Here is a 19,659-nt window from a genome sequence, read left to right on the forward strand (position 1 = left end):
TATGTTCTTCACCGAGAGCTGGGTCCGGAGTCAAAGTATCTGCCAAGGGAAACTGCGAGTCGATGGTGAATTTCCGATTGGCGGCTGCTGGACCCGGGGAGCGGATGTTTGCGACGACAGAGGCGAGCGCGGTACCGCTCCAAAGCCGCTGGGGTAGGAGTTGGAGAAGCGCGATTGGCTGTGCCGCACCCCAGTCGAGGATCATTTTCCAGGCTGTGCCGCGGTGCCAGCTGCTTCCCACGCAATCGCTCACTACAATGACAAGTCGCTCGCCGCGTGGATGGATAAGCTCCCATGGGTTGCGCCGTACGCCGGATGCCTGTCCCTGCTGGCTTCGTGGTCGCAAGCCGAGTCTGGGTTCTTGATCGTCTCCGTTGAAAGACCATTGGCGCACGTCTCTGAACGCACCTTGGCGTTCCAAGAGGAGACGGAACTCGTCAATGAGTTCCCTCCAGATAGCTGTCGACGGGCTGTCGTCGACGACGAGAGCAACATCAAGCCAGCGTGTCGTGGCTGGTTGGGATACTGCTTGCCATATGCCTTGCTCCGCTATCCGCTCTGCTGTCGCCTCTTCGTCGAAGGTCACTTCGGTCCGAGAAGGGACTCTTCTCTGAAATGCGCGTAACGCGCGGCCGAGCGTGAGGGTGTCAGGGAGAGCGGGTGGCACCGGTACCCGTATTAGTAGCCCTGATTCGTCGCCTGGAGAAAACATTTGCTCAGTATTCGGAAGCAGGTAAATGTGACCGTGAGAGTCCTCGCCGGATGGATCGGTGGGAGCGTGTAAGGGGCCCCGCTCCGCTGGCGGATTTTCCGCGTTTGCGAGCGAAGCTGCTATGTTGGTTGCCGACCCGGGGGTGTCTTTGAGATCCGCAGCACTTGCGTTGGTCGACATTTCATGTAGTGAGCCAGGCTCGGGTATCCGGTCAGGCCGGACCATTTTGGTGGCGAGCCACAGAGCGTCGGCAAGTTCAAGCGGTTCAATATCCAAACCGGAGGTGTGCAGCTCCTTGAATAAATCTTCGATCATCAGGAATCGCCAAGATAGTTACGACGAGCCATGCTGGTCCATCGATTCGCGGGAGCAGCTGCGCACATCATGGTGCTGACAGCTTCCTGCCCAGATTGGGGGGCACACTGCTGGGATCATCATACAGCAGGACTATTCCCTGGCCAGGCTGTCGCACATGCGGCCTTTCTGCAATCCTCCTACGTAGATCTTGTACCTTCTTCGGAAGTTGGGAAATGGGGGTGTTCGCTAGGATGCAATCTACGATCTGCCGAAATTCGTCGCCGTGGGCGCTGCTTGTCCGGCTCCATAGGGCAATCGGAACACCAGCATAGATCCCTTCGATGATTGACCTACCGTCATTGGTAGTAGAATCGAGGGCGAATCCGATACGAACACTCCCAGGCGTTTCTTGATTTAACCAGCGGTAGTAGAGCTTGACATCCTCTAACGGTTCTTCGAACCACTCCGAGATGTGACAGTTGACGTTGTTATCACACATGGCTAGATGATCCCACTTGAGTCGCCAGGTATCATGGCAGACTGACATCTGGGCTCGACGGAGCAGACGTGTTACGACAGCGTACTGCGCTCCGATTGGACCGTCCATATCTTGGCCAGAAAATCCAAGACGCCACTCGTCAATATCTAACGAAAGGAGATCGTCTGGGAGAAATACCTCGATTACTAACTGGCTGATATTGGTGCTGTGGTTGTTTTCGACAGAACGGACAGCGCAATCGAAGAGCTTTGGGAGATCCTCGCGGCTAACTGGGTCATCGTGATCGAAGAGTGGCTTGTCGTCGTAGCCAGATCGCCGCAGCCACGCACGGACCGTGTAATGGCCCCCACCTGCTTCCTCCACTAGGATTGGTAGGTAAGGAACAGTATTCCGACGCGGTGTCTGGCTGGGAGCCTCCTCGGGCGAATCGATTCGCGTGGTCACACTGTCCAGCCAGGAGTTCAGGGCGGATTTTTCAGGCTGATCATCAGATCGCTGTGCGAGCTGCCGGACATAATCGAAGAGAACGGGTTTGCCGGGTTGGTTTGGCGGAATAAAGGCAAGATGGCGGAGGATGTCGTAGGGTTTCTTGATCGCCGCCGGTAGTTGTATTCGTAAACCAGGAAGATCATCCATGATTTCTAGGGCGGTGGCCGTTGGCAGCCGTGTTTGGACGATAATCTGTCCAAGATTGTCGAACTGGGTCGGTGAGACGACGGGATCCCCAGCTGCCTTTTTGATTATCTCCATTATTTCTGCAGTCTGAATATAGTCAGGATATAGCTGGTTTACTTGCGAAAGCAAGTTCTCTAGGCCATACAGAATTTTGCTATAGCGTTGCAGTAGACTCGGCCACTCCAAGGTGGGATCGATCCCAGGGGCACTGGTCCGCCGCGTGAGATCGATGATTTTTCTTCTGTCTTCCTGATAAGGAAATATCTCGTCGAGCTGTTGCGCGGTTTCCAGGCGAGGATGTTGGTTCAGAATAAATACTGGGGGGAGGAGGAACGGAAGTACCCGGAGCGTTGTCGGTTGGGCGCCGTCCTGGCAAGGTATGGTCATCCGTCTGAACCGTCAATCGGTCGCAGGATGCCGTCGCGGAGACGGTCCGGCAATTCACCGGACATGCGCAGGTATATAGCGTTCAATAACTGGTCGGTTGCGATGGTCCGCTGGTTTTTCTGGCGTAGGAAATACTCGACGAGGCGTTCGCTTGCCGCCGTCGATTCCGGGCCGAGTTGGGCGCTGATGATCCGCTGTAGTGCGGGAAGATCGGGTTCGGCTAGGTTTATCTGGATACAGCGCCGCCGGAACGCCGGCGGAAATTCACGTTCGCCATTGCTGGTCAACACGATAATCGGGAAGGCGCTGCACTGAACCCGACCAGCTGTGACGAACGCTGCACCGTCTGGATCGTCGGTCCGTACCTCGACCTCTCGCTGTGCAGCGGGTAGGCGGGCGAGTTCGGGAATCTCGAACTCGCCGTCTTCGAGGATGTTCAACAGATCGTTCGGGAAATCGATGTCGCTTTTATCGATTTCGTCGATCAGTAATACCCGCGGATGCTTATATGGCAACAGAGCCGTGCCGAGCGGGCCGAGTTGCAGGAATCGTCCTATCTCTGGTAGACGGCTCGTTCCTGACCCGATGTCATCGGTTGAGGGCTGGGAGTCCGGCCCTCTTCTATCGGCACGACTGTCGCCGAACATCCCTACCTGTCTCCCTGCTTCGTGTAGCCGGCCGATAGCGTCATACCGATATAGTCCGTCACGTAGGGTAGACCGACTCGTAATCGGCCAACGCAAGATCCTGCCCAGCTGCAGTTCGAAGGCGAGCGAGTACGCCAACGACGACTTGCCGCTACCAGGCTTGCCTGAGACGAGTAGCGGCCGGCGTAGCAGCATCGCCGCGTTGATCAGTTCGATCTCTTTGGCGATCAGGGTACCTCCGCGCATGCCACGCGGTCCGAGCCGACGCTCCAACCCGGGGTCGGGTGGCCGAGGCAGGCTCCAGGCTGGATCGAACCGCGTGCCAGGGCCGAACCTGCGCCATGGGGGAGGCCCGGGCATTGACTCGATCGCCAGATGGGGCTGACCGTCATCGCGGAATATGAGCCAGTCGGCACGAGCCTCCGGGCCAGATTGTCCCAACGGTTCCTCGGTCGGAGACGTCATGCGTTGGACTCCGGTAAAGTGCCTTCGTTCAGGTCAGCTAGGACGCGTTCGGCGACCGCACGGAATTCCGCCATCGGGTTGGTCCCACCCTCGAAGTAGTCCAGGATCGCTAGAAGATCCCGTAGTCCGTGAGTGCGATCAAGACATACGCGCAGCAGCCCGGGCAGGTACACATCGGTCCGTGCGTTGTACGGGACGGCCTGGACGAGTGCGTCAGGCAGCTGGCTGACCACTTCGTCGCGGTTCTGGGGGGAAGACATCACCGCCAGGCGCGCGAGAACAGTCGCCAGCTCGCGGATCTGTGCGGATGATGGCCGCTTCCTGTTACCGGTTTCCGGCTTTAGCCGGCTGGGCTGTCTATCGTTTGGCCGTGCTGCGACCGCCTCACTGGGAAAGTGCGGTGCGGGAAAAGCTGGTGGACGCGTTGGCTTTGCCCGCCGCCCCTGTGCGGCCGTCAGGAGCCGCTCCCGAGCCACTGCTTCATCCACTCCGAAGAGATCAACGTAGACGATCTGCTCAAGTAGGCCGGGGGGAGCGACGTCCTCAATCCGAAAAGTCAGCAGCGCCGGCTCGGTGTTCCTCCTGCCTATAGCCTGCTGCCATGGTACGGCCTCATAGCTGGACTTGAGGTACGCAGCAGACAAGATTGCCAAAACCTTGTCTGTAAGCTGCAGCGCACTGTGGATCTTTTCGACGAAACCTGAGCCAGGGGTGGCATCCCAGGCCTGCACATGGGACAGGTAGCCGGCTGCCTCCAACTGCCACGCTATCCATTCGGCCCACTGTTTGTCGGCCTTGGTATAGGAGATGAAGAAGTCGATCTTCTTGACCGCAGGCGCCGATTCATCCGGCGATGGTTCGGGGTGACTCATCGAGTCGCTCACGCTCCGAACTCATCCGTGGACGCTGCGTGTTCCAATGGCTTTCGCCTCCGATGGATCTATTGGACCGCTCGTTCGTCGTTACCATAACGCCTTACTCGGCGCCGGAGTGTACCGGGCGGAACTTGGACCTATGGCATTAACATGATCGGGCCGGTGGTTGCGTGGCGACGCGATCCGACGGTGTGGCTGAGGCGGAGCTGGAACACATCACCCGCGAGCGGTCAGTCCTTGGCCTGACAATGAGCCTTTCCCGGCAACCTTTCGTTGCATTCCGTAGCGACAACGCTGTGTTGGCGTGTTGGGTGTCAGGCGGTCCTGCGGTACTCGGTGTGGAGGATGACGAGGGCGGCTTTTGCGACAATTCCGATCTTCCAGGGATCGATGGTGATGGTGTGGAGCAGCCGGAAGGTGACCTTGAGCAGGGCGTTCGCGCGTTCGCCGACGGCGCGTAGCGCGTTGTGGATCCGGTTGTGCGCCTTCTGGTCGTCGGTGAGGGTGCCGCCGGCGGGCTTCTTGTACGCGGTCGCGAGCGGCCCGGCCGGGCTGCCCAGCCCTTCGTAGCCGAGGTCGAGCAGTACCTCGTGCCGGTTGGCGGTCCACTCCTGGAGGATCGCCAGTGCGCCGGAGGCTTTCAGGGCGGTCGAGTCGTGTTCGCGGCCGGGCCGCACGTCGGAGACCCACAGGGGCCAGTCGTCGTCGGGGGCGGAGAGAATCTGGATGTTCCCGCCGTGGTTGGAGATCTTCCCGGACCACCACAGGTCCACGCCTGCGGTCGGGCCGGGTGTGCGTAGCCGGTCGGTCTCGATGACCGGGCCGTCGATGATGAGGTGGTCGTAGCCGGCGATCCTGGCGCGCATCAGCGCTGCGCGCAGGTCAGGGGCTTGCCAGGCGAGCACGGCGATGCCCTCGTGGAGGTAGCGGTAGCCCACGGACCGGGACACTCCATGATCCCGGAAGAGCTGTTTGGCCCTGACACCGTCACAGAACCAGCGCAAGACCATGACGGCCTGTTCCAGCGGGGTCAGGGTACGGGTGCCCGTGCGAGTGCCGCGGCGTTGACGCTTCGCGATGAGAAGACTCGCCAGGCGGAAGACAGTGTGATCGCTGAAGGGCAGTTCGGCGGTGTATGTGAAACTCATCGAGGCGCGGGGTTCCCTTGGGGTTGGTCTTTGATCGGAGCAACCTTCCTACCGGAGCCCCGTGCTCTCGTCGTCACAACCCCCAAGGCGCTCACATCCCGTAACAGTCACCAAGCGTCACGAGTCGTTGCTGGGAATGGCTCACTCGCGATCCTCGATACAGCTGCTAAACAGACGGGCTCGGCTCCTGCTGCCGGCCGTCGTCCGGAGTGACCGGCGAGGCGGGGATGGGTACCGCGGGCGTGCGGGCCCGCGGTGGGCGGGTGAGCACCGCGCCGACGACGATCAGAAGGCCGCCGATCAGGACATCCGGGCTGAGCGGCTCCGACAGCGCCGCGGTACCGAGAAGCGTGGACCACAGCGGGATCAGGTAGGTGACCGTGGAGGCGACTGTCGCGCCGGCCGCACGGATCACGCTGAGGTTCAACACGTACGCCACGCCCGTCCCGAACGTTCCGAGCAGTAGGAGAGCGATCCCGGCCCCAGGGCCGGGCCAGCTCGGCAGGCCGCTGACAGGCGGGCCGACGGCCAGCAGTTCCATGGTCGCACAGGCGATCTGTACGGCTGACAGCACGATCGCGGGCTCCCCGCCTCCGGAGAAGAAGCGCCGGGTGTAGGCGAAACCGGCCCCGTAGCAGGCGGCCGCTCCGAGGCATGCCAGGCTTCCGGGGACCGTGCCACCGTGCACCCCATGCCAGACGCCGAGTAGGACGAGAACGCCGACGAACCCCACCAACAGCCCGAGAAGCCGTCGCGGCTCAGGGCGCTCCCCAGACACCAACACCAGAACGAAGACGAGCGTCGTCAGCGGCGTCGTCGCGTTGAAAACGCCGGCGAGCAGCGAACTCACCTGTGTTTCACCCCACGCGAACAGCGCGAACGGCATGGCGTTGAGCAGGGCCGCGACCACCGCCGCGTGGCCCCAGGTCGCGCGGGAGCGGGGAAACCGCAGTCTCTTCGCCAGGCACACGGCACTGAGCGCCAGAGCGCCGAACACACATCGCCACAGCGCCACCCACATCGGGGGGACGCCTTCGTTGACCGCAATTTTGATCAGTGCGAAGCTCGACCCCCAGATCGCGGACAGCAGGATGAAGCTTGGTAGCCATCCGATCTGGATGTGCCGCTCGGTCACCTCGGTCATCGTCCAGCCTTCACACGTCGGGGCACCGTGCCCGGCCATCGTGCGCGATACTGCCATTGATCGTCGCTGGCGCGGCCTGCGCTACATGGGGTGAGTGACGGTTGCTACCCACCGTGGCCGGCGCCGGAAGTCGTTTGCCAGGCGGAAAGAATCTCGCCCGGACCCCAGACGAGATCCACGCGGGCAAGGTCGAGAGCTGGGTCGGTGCCGGACAGGGACACGATGGCGAATCCCGTGTCGCCGACGGTGAAACCGGGCACCGCGGGTGCACCGCGCATGAGGTCCGCGAGGTCATGGTTGTCGAACGCGGTCCCCAGCCACTTCACCGACCCGACGAAGTGCAGCCGCCGGGCTACGGGTGACCGGTCGGCTCCGACCAGGTCCATCTCCGGGTCGAACCGGCGGTTCCACCAACCGCCCACCGCTTCGACGTCGGGCCAGGGCAGCGCGCCTGAGACCGACGCGAGTTCCAGCGCCTCGCGGACCAGCGGTTCGACCGCCCTGCCCCGCCATGCCGGCCAGCGGCGTTGCACAAGCCGGAAGGCCGCTTCAGGCCGTCCGCGACGTGCCTGTTCCTGGGCGGACCGCAGCGCGGTGAGATACAGGCGCAGATTGCTGTCGGCGACCCGGTAGAGCGCGGGCTTGCCAGGGCGGGTCGACAGTGGCTCGTCGACAGCGAGTACGCGCTTCTCCTCGACCAGCCGGCGTAGGAGCGGCGACAGCGATCCTGAGCTCAGGGCCCCCTGGCGGCTGCCCGCGGACGCGGCGATGTTGGTGTGTGTACGGTCTCCGCTGCCCACCGCCTCGAGTACCCGCCGGGACTGGTCGGGTGCGGGAAACTCCGCCATCAGCGTTGATTCCGGCACGCTGAACAGCGGCGAGGCCGGGTCGGTGCATTCCTGTTCGATGAAGGACAGCGGCGGAGTTCCGGATGGCCAGTTCCGGAGAATACCGGGCAGCCCACCGGAAACCAGCTGGGCGTCGATCGCGTCGGCCGCGTCCAGACCCAGCGCACGTCCTGTTTCCGCCGGGTTGAGGGGGCCGAGGACAAGGTTGTCGGCCCGTCCGAAGAACGGCCGGTCGTAGGCGGTGAGCCGTTCCATCATATGGATATCGCTGCCGAGGAGCAGGAGGAGCACCGGGCGTCCGGCGAGCAGCCGGTCCCAGGCTGTCTGCAGCGCCCCATCGAACAGATTGTCCTGTTCCGCGAGCCAGGGAAGTTCGTCGAGGACGACGATGGCAGGGGAGCTGGGTAGGACCGAGGCGAGGACACGGAAGGCGTCAGGCCAGCTTCCCGTGGCTCCGGTCGGCACGAGTTCACGATCGGTCGGCAGGGACGACTCCCTGAGGTCCGCGAAGAAGGCGGCCACCGATTCGACAGGTGAGGCGCCCTTGGTCGCGGTGAAGAAGAAATAGGGGACACTGGCCCGATCGCAGAACTCCTGCACAAGGCGTGACTTGCCCACCTGCCGCCGGCCCCGGAGGGCGACGGCTCGTCCAGCGCGGGAGGAGGCCAGCTGATCCAGCCGCTTGCGCAGGAGGGCAAGCTCGGTCGCTCTGCCGACGAAGTCCCACGCCATGAGGGCATCCCATCTATGTAGATGACATCTACATAGATGCATGCTACTGGCGGAGCGCGGGGGATCTGGTTGGCTGGGCGGATGTCACGCCGGGTCCCGTGAGCCAGGGCGACATCCTCGACGGGGCGGGCGCGCTGCTGCTCGTCCAGCACGGGCGGGAGCCGGGCCGTGGTCCGCGGTCGGTGCCCACCGCCTCGAGAACTTGCTGTGACTGGCCGGGTGCGGGAAACTCCGCCATCAGCGTTGATTCCGGCCCGCTGAACAGCGGCGAGGTGGCGTCGCGGGGGTGGGGCACACACCTCGTGACGTTGTCGTCGGTCAACCACCCCAAGGGCCAGGGTGGCTCCCTCCGCCGCCTCGCGACGCACGCACCCCAGCCCCACTCCTTGATCCACGTCCCTATTGTCGGGCGTCCTTACTGAGGCATGGCGTCGACCAGTTTCAGCAGCGTCGCCGCCGGGACGGGTATCCAGTCCCAGACGTCCACGCCCACGTTGATCTGTCGTTCGCTGATCTGCCAGGCGTCGTGTACGTGCCCGCACAGCAGCGGCCGGCCGTCGTCATCGGGACGGCTGTCGACATAGCGGTCGGATTCCGTGTGGTCGCCGCGGTAGGGGAAGTGGGCCAACGTGACCAGCTGGTTGCCGATCCGGTGTTCCCGCACGACTCCGGACGTGTGGACGTCGGCGAAGCCCGCCTCGATGTACCGACGGATCTGGCCGGCGTGCCGGCGGTGCCCGGACCAACAGGAGTCATGATTACCGGCGACGAGAATCTTGTGGCCGTTCAGCGCGGCGACCGGGCCGAGCTTCGCCGGCGTGAGCGAGACGTCCCCGAGAACCCAGACGGTGTCCGTGGCCGCCACCACGGCGTTCCAGCGTGCCACCAGGCCGGCGTTCATCGCCTCGACGTCGGGCCAGGGCCGCGAGGCATAGCCCAGAATGTTCGTGTGGCCGAAATGGAGATCGGCTGTGTACCACGTCGTCACAGAATTCCTGTCATTACCAGTCGGTTCACGGCCAGTCGATGCCGTCGATCAGTTCGGTTGCCGTGACGTCGAGCAGGTCGCTGCGCCCGGTCTCGTCGTATTTGCCGTCCACGAGTTGCCAGATTCGCACCGTCCGGCGGTTCGGATCGGCGACGATCAGTTCGCCCACCCCGTGCGCGGCATAAAAATCGATCTTCGCATAGGTCTCGTCGTCCGGTGACACGACCTCGATGACCACGGCGGCGGTGGAAAGGTACACGCCGGTCGGGTTCCCGCGGTGCAATCCACCGTCGGGTACCCGGTAGTCGTTGCGGCGGCCGAGGTTGAACGGGCCGGTGCCCACAAGCCCGGCGGCCCGCGCACGAATCCGTAGCAGCGCGCTGATCTCGTCGTCTACACGGCCGTGTTCCGCTGATGGGCCCGGCGCAATGTGATATTCCCCGTTCCAGATCTCGTCGAAGGTGTCCTGCCCGAGTGATTCGCGCCGGGCGATGAACTCGTCGAGGATCTGAGGGCGTTCGCCGAGAACTATGGTGCGCATGCCGGACCGCCTCTCCGTGACTTCGTCGACTTCGTCGGCCGAAGGCCGCGAGAGTCTCTCGTGGTCACGCCAGATTATAGATCAATACCGTGCCATCCGTGTCCGAGAGTGTCTCTCGCCGGATCACGCGTTCCGGCGGCGCGCTGCCGGCTCGGTCAGCGACGGCGGTTCATAGCCCGCGTCCGCCATGTTGATCGTGATGCCCGGCGGCACGATCTCGTCGATCCGGTTCAGGACGTCCGGCGAGAGCGTCACCTTGACCGCGTCGAGCTGTGACTCGAGCTGCTCCAAGGTCCGCGGGCCGATGATTGCCGAAGTGACGGCCGGGTGGGTGAGGACGAACGCGATGGCCAGGTGGATGAGGGAGAGCCCCGCGTCTTCGGCCAGGAGGGCGAGCCGCTCGACCGCCTCGAGCTTGGTGGCGTTCGCCGGGAGGGTCAGGTCGAAACGTCCGGGCGTGCGCTGGCCACGGCCGGAGACGGGCAGCTCGGCTCCCTTGCGGTAGCGCCCGGACAGCCACCCGCCGGCCAGCGGGCTCCACGGGATCACGGCCAGTCCATAGCGCTGCGCAACCGGCAGGACCTCGCGCTCGGCACCGCGGGCCAGCAGGGAGTACGGCGGTTGCTCGGACACGACACGTTCCCGGCCTCGCCGCTCGGCGATCCACTGCCCTTCCACGATGGCGGACGGCTCGAAGGTCGACGTCCCGATATAGCGGATCTTTCCTTGGTGGACGAGGTCGCTCAGAGCGCCGAGGGTGTCGTCGAAGTCAGTGCCGGGCTCGGGCCGGTGCACCTGGTAGAGGTCGATCCAGTCGGTCCGCAGGCGGAGCAGGCTGTTCTCGACCTCGCGGATGATCCATCGGCGGGAGTTGCCCCGATGGTTGGGGTTGTCGCCCATGGGTGCGTGGAACTTCGTCGCGAGCACCACCTCGTCCCGCAGGCCCCCGGCGAGCGCCTTGCCGACGATTTCCTCGGACTCACCCTGTGAGTAGATGTCCGCGGTGTCGATGATATTGATGCCCGCGTCCAGAGCGCGGTGAATGATCCGGATGCTGTCGTCATGGTCGGGATTTCCCCAGGCGCCGAACATCATCGCCCCGAGCGTCAGCGGACTGACCTTCACCCCGGTCCGGCCGAAGGCGCGAAGTATCATTGTGCTTACTCTCCTTTAGCGCGACCGGTTCAGAGCGACCGGCAACAGGGGGCGCGGCGTCGCGGGGCTGGGGCGCGTACCCCAACTCCGTTTCTTGATCCACACCCCTGCTGCTGGATGCTCTTAATCAATGAATTTGATCCAATCAAATCGAATTTAATCGAACCCGGCCAGAACGCCAACTGGCCCGTCAAAGCGTGAGCTGGTCCATCGCTCGAAAGATCCGTTCCATGGAGACCGGGTACGGCGTCCGCAGGGTCTGGGCGAAGTAGCTGACCCGTAGTTCCTCGATCATCCAGCGGATCCGTGCCAGCCCCTCGCTGGGCGGGCTGCCCGGTGGGAGCCTGCCCAGCAACTGGTTGTACTCCCGCGTCACCTGTTCGATGTGCCGGGTGCGTTCCCGGTCACGGTTCGGATCGCTCGGCAGCTTGTCCAGGCGCAGTGTGATCGCGGTCAGGTAGCGGACGAGGTCGGGCAGCCGAGCCCAGCCCGTGCCGGCGACGAAGCCCCGATACACCAGGCCGGAGAGCTGGGAGCGCACGTCACTGAGGGCCGCCACCAACGCCAGGCCGGTCGTCGTCCTGAGCTGCCGCTCGATGGTGTGCGCGGTGGCCAGGACCCGCTCCACCTTTGTCACGACATCGATCGCGGTCACGGTCAGGCCGGCTTGGACGATGTCGCGCAGCTTGGTGAACCCGTCGGCATCCCAGGCCGGACCGCCGCATTCCGTGATCAGTTTGTCAACGGCGCAGGCGATGCAGTCATCGAGCAGCTCGGTGGCGTTGCGGTATGGATGATGGCTGAGCGTCAGTTTGGCCTGGTTCGTCAGCGTGGCGTTGATGTCACGGACCGGTGACGGCGCGTTCAGCAACAACAGGCGCCGGGTGCCCTGCCACATGGCGTGGCGGGCGTCGGTCTCGGTGGCGAAGACGCGGATCCCCACACTGTCGGTCTCGTCGACCAGCGCGGGATACGCCCTGACCGGCTGGCCGGCGTGGCGTTGTTCGACGAGCTGGGGGATCGGGCCGAAATCCCAGGTCCGCAGGCCGTGGCGCTCGACACCGTCCGCCACGGCGTTGACCGCCACCCGCATCGTCGGTGCCAACGCCCGGGTAAGCGCGGCGAGGTCCTTGCCCTCGGCGAGAGTGGCCTGTGCCTCGTCGACGATCCGGAATGTGATCTTCAGGTGGTCGGGCACCCGGTCAAGCTGCCAGGCGTCCCTGGGCACATCCACGTTGGCGAGGTGGCCGAGCTCGCGTTCCAGGATGGCGAGCAGTGGTCCGTCCGCCGGTGTCACCGATTCCAGCACCCGCCTGGCGTAGTCAGGCGCCGGGACGAAACTGCGCCGTATCTGCTTGGGCAAGGATCTGATCAGCGCGGTCACCAGTTCCTCGCGCAGGCCGGGTACCTGCCAGTCGAAGCCTTCGGCGGTCACCTGGTTGAGTACCGGCAGCGGGATGCACACGGTCACGCCGTCCGCGTCCGTGCCGGGTTCGAACTGGTAGGACAGCGCCAGGGCGAGCTCGTTATGCCGCCAGACGTCGGGGTAGTCGCGCTCGTCGACCCCGGCCGCGTCGGTCTTGATCAGCATGGTGGTGGAGAAGGCGAGCAGGTCGGGCTGGGTGCGCTGGGTTTTTTTCCACCAGCTGTCAAAGTGGCGCCCGGAGACGACATGAGTGGGGATTCGCTGGTCGTAGAAGTCGAACAGGGTCTCGTCGTCGACCAGGATGTCGCGGCGGCGTGCCCGGTGTTCCAGTTCCTCGACGTCGTCGAGCAGCTCCTGGTTGGCGTGGAAGAACGCGTGGTGGGTCTGCCAGTCGCCCTCGACCAGGGCGTGGCGGATGAACAGGTCCCGGCACAGCTGCGGGTCGATCGCGCTGTAGTTCACCTTGCGGGAAACAACCAGCGGAATCCCGTACAGCGTCACCTTCTCGGACGCCACCACCGCGCCCCGGCTCTTCTCCCAGTGCGGTTCGCTGTATGCACGCCGGACCAGGTGGGGGGCGAGCGCTTCCGCCCATTCCGGTTCGATGCGCGCAACCGTCCGTCCCCACAGCCGGGACGTCTCGACGAGCTCGGCGGCCATCAACCAGCGCGGTGGTTTCCTGGACAACGCCGAACCGGGGAATACCGCGAACCGGGCGTTGCGCGCCCCCTGGTAGTCCTGCTTCTCGGTATCGGCGAGACCGATGTGCGACAGCAGGCCGGCCAGCAGCGAGACATGGATCCCACGGGGGTCGGCGGGCGCGCTGTTCAGCGACATCCCGAGGGTCTTCGCGGCCTGGCGCAGCTGGCTGTATATATCCTGCCACTCCCGTACCCGCAGGTAGTTCAGAAAATCGGCCCGGCACAGTTTGCGGAACTGGTTTCCCGACAGTTCCCGCTGCTGTTCCCCCAGATACTCCCACAGGTTGAGGTAGGCGAGGAAATCCGACTGCCTGTCGGTGAAACGGCCGTGTTTCTCCGCGGCGGCCTGCTGAGCGTCGACGGGACGTTCGCGCGGGTCCTGGATGGACAGCGCGGCCGCGATGACCATGACTTCATGCACACAGCCGTTGTCTTCGGCCGCCAACACCATGCGGGCCAGTCGTGGGTCAAGCGGCAGCTGCGCCAGTTTACGTCCCAGCGGCGTCAGGCGGCGATGCCCACCGGTCTTCGCGGCTCCGTTGGCGGGTTCCGTTTCGACGGCGCCGAGTTCGGTGAGCAGCAACACCCCGTCGGCGATACTGCGCGAATCCGGGGCGTCGATAAAGGGAAATGCCGCGATGTCGCCCAGGTTCAACGCGGTCATGGCCAGGATGACGGACGCGAGGTTCGTCCGCAGAATCTCCGGATCGGTGAATTCCGGGCGGGCGGCGAAGTCCTCGGCCGAGTACAGCCGGATGCAGATACCGTCGGCCAGTCGCCCGCAACGTCCCTTCCGCTGGTTCGCGGATGCCTGTGAGATGGCTTCGATCGGCAGGCGCTGGACTTTTGTCCGGCTGCTGTAGCGGGAGATGCGCGCTGTGCCCGGGTCGATCACATACCTGATGCCGGGAACCGTCAACGAGGTTTCCGCGACATTGGTGGCGAGCACGATCCGGCGCCCGGCGTGGGGCTGGAAGACCCGGTGCTGTTCCGCGGCGGACAACCGTGCGTACAGCGGTACGATCTCGGTATCGCGCAACTGCCGTTTTGCCAGGATGCCGGCGGTATCACGGATCTCCCGCTCACCGCTGAGGAAGACGAGGATGTCGCCGGGGCCCGCCGCGCACAGCTCGTCCACCGCGGCTGTGATCGCTTCTGTCGGGTCGCGTTGGACCGCCGTGGCGGCGGCCCTGCCACCCCTGACGCCATCCGTGCCGCCGGATCCGGCATCGGGGCCGATCTCCGCCACCAGGGGCCGGTAGCGGACCTCGACGGGAAAGGTCCGGCCGGTAACCTCGATCATGGGCGCGCCGCCGAAGTGGCTGGAGAAACGCCGTGGGTCGATGGTCGCCGATGTAATGATCACTTTGAGGTCGGGCCGGCGGGGCAGGAGCTGCTTCAGATAGCCGAGGATGAAGTCGATGTTGAGGCTGCGTTCATGGGCCTCATCGATGATCAGCGTGTCGTACTGGTACAGCGACCGGTCTGTCTGGATCTCGGCCAGCAGGATGCCGTCGGTCATCAGCTTGATCAGGCTGTCGCCGCCGACCTGATCGGCGAACCGCACCTTGTAGCCGACTATCCCGCCTGGTTGCCCATCGGGTTCGCCCAGCTCCGCCGCGACCCGTTCCGCCACCGCCCGTGCCGCCAACCGGCGCGGCTGGGTGTGGCCGATCAGCCCGCGTACACCGCGTCCCAGCTCAAGGCATATTTTCGGCAGCTGCGTGGTCTTTCCCGAGCCGGTTTCGCCGGCGAGGATGACGACCTGGTGGTCCCGGATCGCGGCGAGGATCTCGTCCTTTTTCTGGCTGACCGGTAGCGCTGGGGGATAGGTGACGGCTGGCACACGCGCGCGCCGCCGCTGCACGCGCAGCGCGGCTGTGTCGATGTCAGCGGTGATCGTGGCGAAGGCGGCTTGACGAGCTTCGGGGTCGCGTATTTTGCGCATGCCGTCGATACGGCGCTGCAGACGGCGCTGATCACGCACCATCAGATCGGGCAGTCGTGCGGCCAGGGCGGTGGGCGGAGGCATCGGGAAGCAGCGTCCAACGAAGTATGGATGGCGGGCAAGGGGCAACGGGTACCGACCCGTTGGTCAAGTGGCCGTCGGCCGTCGGGTATTCCCGGTGTCACGACCTACTCAATCAGGATGAAGGCCCATCATGTCCGTGCTCGCTGTCACCCGGTGCAATGCCAGCGGTCCCCGAGCGAGGAGGATGGGCCGGCGGTGGGCATGGGATGGGTGCCGCCTGGAGCCCGGTGGAGGTCCCGGGCGGGCGGGCTGATCACGTGGGCGGTCGAGTAGCTGATCGAGCATGCCGTCACCGCGGTGGCGGTGTGACGGCCGGGCCTGCGGTGACGGCGGGCATACGGTGGCAGGGGGGCGGCAGCGTGGCCGCGGAACCCGGCTGGTGGGACGCCCTGTGGGGCGACAGCTGACTGCTGGGGTGACATCCAACTGCTGAGTGACATCCGGCGTGGGAAAAGCGCGGCCACCGTACACAGCGGCCGCGCTTCCCAGGTTAGAGCGACCGGCAATAGGGGACGCGGCGTCGCGGGGCCGGGGCACGCACCTCACCGCGTTGTCGTCGGTCGCCACCCAACACCAGGGTGACTCCCTCCTCCGCCTCGCGATGCACGCACCCCAGCCCCGCTCCTTGATCCACGCCCCTATTGTCGGTCGCTCTTAGCGTGTCCAGATGGTTACCTGCGCATGTGCGTCCTGATCAGTTCCGGCCTGTTGTCCTGTTCCGGTCTTTAACTGTCGCGGCGCACGACCCGGCGAGCGGTTCGCCGTCCTGTGCGCCGTCCTGTGCGCCGGGCAATCCGGCGGGAGCGTCCAAGCATCGTCGTCTCTCCCTCTGTCGCGCTGCGCGAGAATTCAGATCGTCGCCTTTTCCGCCTTTGCCAGCGCCTCGGCCTCGCGGGCTTCCACCAGGCCCAGCGATACCAGGTCGAGCGGACTGATGAACTCCGAGGCGAGCCGGAATCCGCCCGCTCGCGCGATCGAGTCCCGCAGCGGGATGGCCCACCGGTGCTCAAGCAGGATCAGCGCGGCCGCGGTGTCCTCGGGGATCTCGGCGAGCACGTCCCAGGCATCCTCCTCGCTGAACACCCCACCCCGTTCGGCGGCGGTCCGCGCACCGCGTTCGGCGCCTGCCCGCATGCCGGCCTCGCCGCCTTCGCCGAGCCCGACGAGCGCGCCCACCAGGGCGCCGAGCTCGACCTGTTCCTCGTCGGTCAGCTGGCTGCCGCGTACGGCGGCGACATCGCCGTCGGCGTCCTTCTGGACGACCAAGGCATCGACCACCCGTACAAGGTCGTTGTCACGAAGCCGTTGCAGCTCAGCCTGGATCTCACCACGGAAATCAGGCTGCTTGAAACCGAGTACCAGGAGTTGGACGGGTCCGATCGTCATGTCTGTTCCCTCCTCGCCCACCGTTTTCAGCGGTCATGTGAACGATGGGCTTCTTTCCCGGCCGGAGTCCTCACCCCAACCGGGTGAGTCGCCGTCCGCCAGCGGCGCCGGTCTGTCGCTGCCGCCGTCTCCCCAGCCGACCGTGGCTGGGCCGCGTGCCGGGGCGTACGCGGCCTCGCGGGGCATATCGCCACACAAGTACTAGATGTTCACCCGATCGCTGCCGGTTGTCCGCGGTCGGTCGGAACAATATGTTGATGGCAGAGCCGCCAGTAGTCATCTTTGGTCCCGGTACGCACAGCGACAGTTGGTGGGCGCTTCTGCCCACCGCCGACGTCCTCCGTTCTCCGCATTTCAACGATCTGCTTACCCTGGTGGAGCGCGCAATGGCGAAACAGGAACCAGGCCGTCCGTTCATCCTCACGCTTGACCATCGCGGCACACGTGAACCAGGCACCAGGGCACGGGCCTCGCGCCATGACGGTGCCGTCCAGCACGCCAGTTCGGTATGTGTACGGGCTGCCGTTGAGCAGGATTAAGAGCGCCCGAGGAGAGGGCGTTCGATCAGCGAACAGCTCATCCGCGCCCGGTCCGGCAAGGCGGCGGAGGCCCCGGTAGCGGTGTTCTGCTCCGTCATGCCGTGGTCAGCCAAGACCGCCGACAACGGTGCGTTCGCCGATAATGGGCAGCGGCCCGGTGTACACATCGGCGTAGCGTGAGTCCTTCCGGACTTCGTACACCCAGCTCTTGCTGACCGTGACACCGCGGGCGGCCAGGAAGGCCAGCGCCTCGCTGGCGGACCCGTTGGTCTGTTCCAGCGCATGCACGATGGCCTCCCGTTTGTCCGCGGCGTCCAGCGTCAGGGAAGGTGCGACCTTGCCGTCGGACATCCCGGCGCCCTCGCCGTCAGGGTCGTTACCCGCCAGGTGAGCCACTGTGGGCTGGGAGGTGAAGAGCGGCATGAGATCGGCGACGGCGCGTTGGGCGTCCCGTTGGGTATCGCGTTGGGCGTCCCGTTGGTGAGGAACACCGAATGTGTCATCAGCTGGCTGTCCGGCCGGCGCTGTGCGGCCGCCGGCAGCGCGGTTCTCGGCGGTGCGGCTGGCAACCCGGATCTGGCGCATGAGCAGTTCGTAGGATCCCAGCAGCGCCAGCGCCGGCCAGCCGGCGATGACCCGGGCGGTCAGGTTGGGTTCGGCGTGCAGCACGTTGGCGGCAAGGGAGGCGAAGGCACCCATGGTCAGCAGGAGGTAGGACAGCCAGGAGCGGCTCCGGCCGGCACGCCGGTCCGCCAGCATCGTCATGGACGCGGCCAGCATCAGGCCGTCCACGCTGAACGGGATGACCGCGGCGGCCGTGGCGTCCTCTCCATGGTCCAGCGCGACGCCCCGCATGTGCCGGTAGGAGACGAAGGCCGCTACCGCGGCGACGGTGACCACGGCCGCGACCGTGGCCGCGCCGATCGCGCGGTCCGTCCACCCCGCCCGTGCGTCGGTATCCGCACCTGGCCGGTTGTCCTCCGCTGACCCGAACACGCGATCCCCTCCCACTGTTGAGACTCCGCTGACTGAAACAACGTGTTGCGTGACCACATCGATAGCCTGCCACCCACTCGCGCCCACATCACACCAGGGCGTCCTTTGCCGGCGGACCCGTACGGTCCGTGCATGTCACGTCATGCCCGGTCTATCCGGCGCGGCGGCGGTGGTGTCGTCGAAGCCCGTGATCCAGCTGGTCATCGCCCAGCTGGAGACGTTCGGGAGGACTGGTTATCCACCGTGTGGGGGTCATGTGCCGATCGGGGAACGAGCGCCGGGCACCGCGACGACACGCTGGTTGGCTGGTGGCGGCTGAGGAGATCAGGCAACGAGCCAGCCCGTGTATCCGGCAAGCTGCCAGCAGTCGGCAGGCCGCGGCTCGTGACACGGGCCGTGACATGAGCCGGGGCAGTTCCACAGGGGTCGCACTGAGCCGCGGATGGCGGCAGCGGGCCGTCCATCGATGGTCGTGCGGCTCCACGACCGGCTCACCGGCAGGCGAGGCCCGTGGGGACGCCAGTCCGGATCAACGCCTGACGAGGCCTCGCCGTGGAGCGCGGACAGCGTGAGCTCAGAACCCGGGGAAGACGTGCCGCAGGTCGTCCAGGGTGATGGTAGCGCCCGTCAGAGTCACGGTGGCCGGGGTGTGCGCGGCTGCATGCCGGCCGGTGACCAGCCGCAGCCACCACTCCGCCGGTGCGTTGAGGACCGCGTCGGGCTGATCAGGCTCCTCGCTGGTGAGCGTGACCGTGTCGCCCAGGCTGAGCCCGAAGGAGCGCCCGGGCGCGGTGGTGCGGACCGCGAGCGTGGCGTGCCGGTCGCCGAGGGCGCCCGGCCGGCCGAGGAAGCCGATAATCATGCCGACCTGGTCGAGGAGTGGCTCGATCGCGGCCGGCGCCAGGACGGCCTCCGGGTCGAAGGCGACTTCGACATCCCAGGTGTGGTGGGTGAACTCGGAGAGCCGTAGGCCCGCAGCGGTCGCGACGTCCACCGGGGCGGGCAGGAAGCCCAGATCGATCCGCAGCTCGTCGCGGGTGGGCGCGTCGAGGCCTTCGTAGCAGATGGTCAGCTTCTCGTTGGCGGTGATGAAGTCCTCGGCGCGTTCGGTTGGCGACAGCGCGTCCCAGCGCGCCCAGACCGACGTGTTGAAGTCCGCGGCGGGCACGCCCGTGCCGTTCAGCGCGCCTTCCATAGTGGCCAGCGTTATCTCCGCACCGCTGCCCAGATGGCTGAGGACCTGGGACACATCCCACTGTGACGCCCCGGACGGCCGGGAGAGGCCGTCCGCGGCAAGCCCGCGCACCACGGCGGTCACCTGGTCGTGCCCGCTGCGCAGCGCATCGATGATCTGGTCGGCACGATCGGTCATGTTCGTCTCCGAGGAAGGTAGGCCGGGCACCCAGTCGCCAGGGCGCTTTTCGCGTCTGTGGACTGCGATCTGCCAGTAGGGTTTACCACACTGA

At 65.3% G+C, this 19,659-nt stretch carries 14 protein-coding genes; all 14 read right to left on the minus strand.

Translation table 11 applies throughout. The features are described from left to right. The coding region (locus tag MJ797_RS20055) for an SAV_2336 N-terminal domain-related protein (protein WP_305039792.1) at positions 1-1,027 on the minus strand (1,027 nt) is incomplete at its 3' end. Between the two features lie 67 nt (positions 1,028-1,094). Continuing rightward, a complete protein-coding gene (locus MJ797_RS20060; RefSeq protein ID WP_239338106.1) occupies positions 1,095-2,570 on the minus strand; it encodes a hypothetical protein in 1,476 nt (491 codons plus the stop codon). Beyond that, a complete protein-coding gene (locus MJ797_RS20065) occupies positions 2,567-3,463 on the minus strand; it encodes a MoxR family ATPase (RefSeq protein WP_239338108.1) in 897 nt (298 codons plus the stop codon). The genes MJ797_RS20060 and MJ797_RS20065 overlap by 4 nt, the downstream gene beginning before the upstream one ends. Before the next feature lie 215 nt (positions 3,464-3,678). Beyond that, the gene (locus MJ797_RS20070; RefSeq protein ID WP_239338110.1) at positions 3,679-4,566 is read right to left on the minus strand and encodes a TIR domain-containing protein; all 888 of its coding nucleotides are present in this window, start codon (positions 4,564-4,566) and stop codon (positions 3,679-3,681) included. A gap of 305 nt (positions 4,567-4,871) precedes the next feature. Further along, positions 4,872-5,705, minus strand: coding sequence for a transposase family protein (locus tag MJ797_RS20075; RefSeq protein ID WP_239338125.1), 834 nt, complete (start codon positions 5,703-5,705; stop codon positions 4,872-4,874). Between the two features lie 166 nt (positions 5,706-5,871). Next, positions 5,872-6,849 (minus strand): DMT family transporter, encoded by a 978-nt coding sequence (locus MJ797_RS20080; RefSeq protein ID WP_239338128.1) that lies wholly within the window; start codon positions 6,847-6,849, stop codon positions 5,872-5,874. 104 nt (positions 6,850-6,953) lie between these two features. After that, positions 6,954-8,429, minus strand: coding sequence for an ATP-binding protein (locus tag MJ797_RS20085; protein ID WP_239338131.1), 1,476 nt, complete (start codon positions 8,427-8,429; stop codon positions 6,954-6,956). Between the two features lie 415 nt (positions 8,430-8,844). Then, entirely contained in the window at positions 8,845-9,417 is a 573-nt protein-coding gene (locus tag MJ797_RS20090; RefSeq protein WP_239338151.1) for a metallophosphoesterase family protein, read from the minus strand. A gap of 25 nt (positions 9,418-9,442) precedes the next feature. Continuing rightward, positions 9,443-9,958, minus strand: a complete 516-nt coding sequence (locus MJ797_RS20095) for a Uma2 family endonuclease (protein WP_239338154.1) — start codon at positions 9,956-9,958, stop codon at positions 9,443-9,445. A 123-nt stretch (positions 9,959-10,081) separates the two neighbouring features. Next, positions 10,082-11,113 (minus strand): aldo/keto reductase, encoded by a 1,032-nt coding sequence (locus MJ797_RS20100; RefSeq protein WP_239338173.1) that lies wholly within the window; start codon positions 11,111-11,113, stop codon positions 10,082-10,084. Positions 11,114-11,303: 190 nt separating this feature from the next. Then, complete coding sequence (gene hrpA / locus MJ797_RS20105; protein ID WP_239338175.1) at positions 11,304-15,272, minus strand: ATP-dependent RNA helicase HrpA; 3,969 nt, start codon at positions 15,270-15,272, stop codon at positions 11,304-11,306. A gap of 849 nt (positions 15,273-16,121) precedes the next feature. Further along, entirely contained in the window at positions 16,122-16,658 is a 537-nt protein-coding gene (locus tag MJ797_RS20110; protein ID WP_239338178.1) for a hypothetical protein, read from the minus strand. Positions 16,659-17,302: 644 nt separating this feature from the next. Continuing rightward, the gene (locus MJ797_RS20115; protein ID WP_239338181.1) at positions 17,303-18,208 is read right to left on the minus strand and encodes a DUF2637 domain-containing protein; all 906 of its coding nucleotides are present in this window, start codon (positions 18,206-18,208) and stop codon (positions 17,303-17,305) included. 559 nt (positions 18,209-18,767) lie between these two features. Continuing rightward, positions 18,768-19,565, minus strand: a complete 798-nt coding sequence (locus MJ797_RS20120; protein WP_239338184.1) for a maleylpyruvate isomerase family mycothiol-dependent enzyme — start codon at positions 19,563-19,565, stop codon at positions 18,768-18,770. Positions 19,566-19,659: the final 94 nt, after the last annotated feature.

The organism is Protofrankia sp. CiP3, from assembly GCF_917627345.1.
In the GTDB taxonomy this organism is placed as follows: domain Bacteria; phylum Actinomycetota; class Actinomycetes; order Frankiales; family Frankiaceae; genus Protofrankia.

What these genes read in the sequence shown, in the direction of transcription:
- MJ797_RS20060 (WP_239338106.1), bottom strand. Translation starts at nt 2,570, where the DNA reads ATGACCATACCTTGCCAGGACGGCGCCCAACCGACAACGCTCCGGGTA.
- MJ797_RS20065 (WP_239338108.1), bottom strand. Translation starts at nt 3,463, where the DNA reads ATGCGCGGAGGTACCCTGATCGCCAAAGAGATCGAACTGATCAACGCG.
- MJ797_RS20075 (WP_239338125.1), bottom strand. Translation starts at nt 5,705, where the DNA reads ATGAGTTTCACATACACCGCCGAACTGCCCTTCAGCGATCACACTGTC.
- MJ797_RS20080 (WP_239338128.1), bottom strand. Translation starts at nt 6,849, where the DNA reads ATGACCGAGGTGACCGAGCGGCACATCCAGATCGGATGGCTACCAAGC.
- MJ797_RS20085 (WP_239338131.1), bottom strand. Translation starts at nt 8,429, where the DNA reads ATGGCGTGGGACTTCGTCGGCAGAGCGACCGAGCTTGCCCTCCTGCGC.
- MJ797_RS20095 (WP_239338154.1), bottom strand. Translation starts at nt 9,958, where the DNA reads ATGCGCACCATAGTTCTCGGCGAACGCCCTCAGATCCTCGACGAGTTC.
- MJ797_RS20100 (WP_239338173.1), bottom strand. Translation starts at nt 11,113, where the DNA reads ATGATACTTCGCGCCTTCGGCCGGACCGGGGTGAAGGTCAGTCCGCTG.
- hrpA (WP_239338175.1), bottom strand. Translation starts at nt 15,272, where the DNA reads ATGCCTCCGCCCACCGCCCTGGCCGCACGACTGCCCGATCTGATGGTG.
- MJ797_RS20110 (WP_239338178.1), bottom strand. Translation starts at nt 16,658, where the DNA reads ATGACGATCGGACCCGTCCAACTCCTGGTACTCGGTTTCAAGCAGCCT.
- MJ797_RS20120 (WP_239338184.1), bottom strand. Translation starts at nt 19,565, where the DNA reads ATGACCGATCGTGCCGACCAGATCATCGATGCGCTGCGCAGCGGGCAC.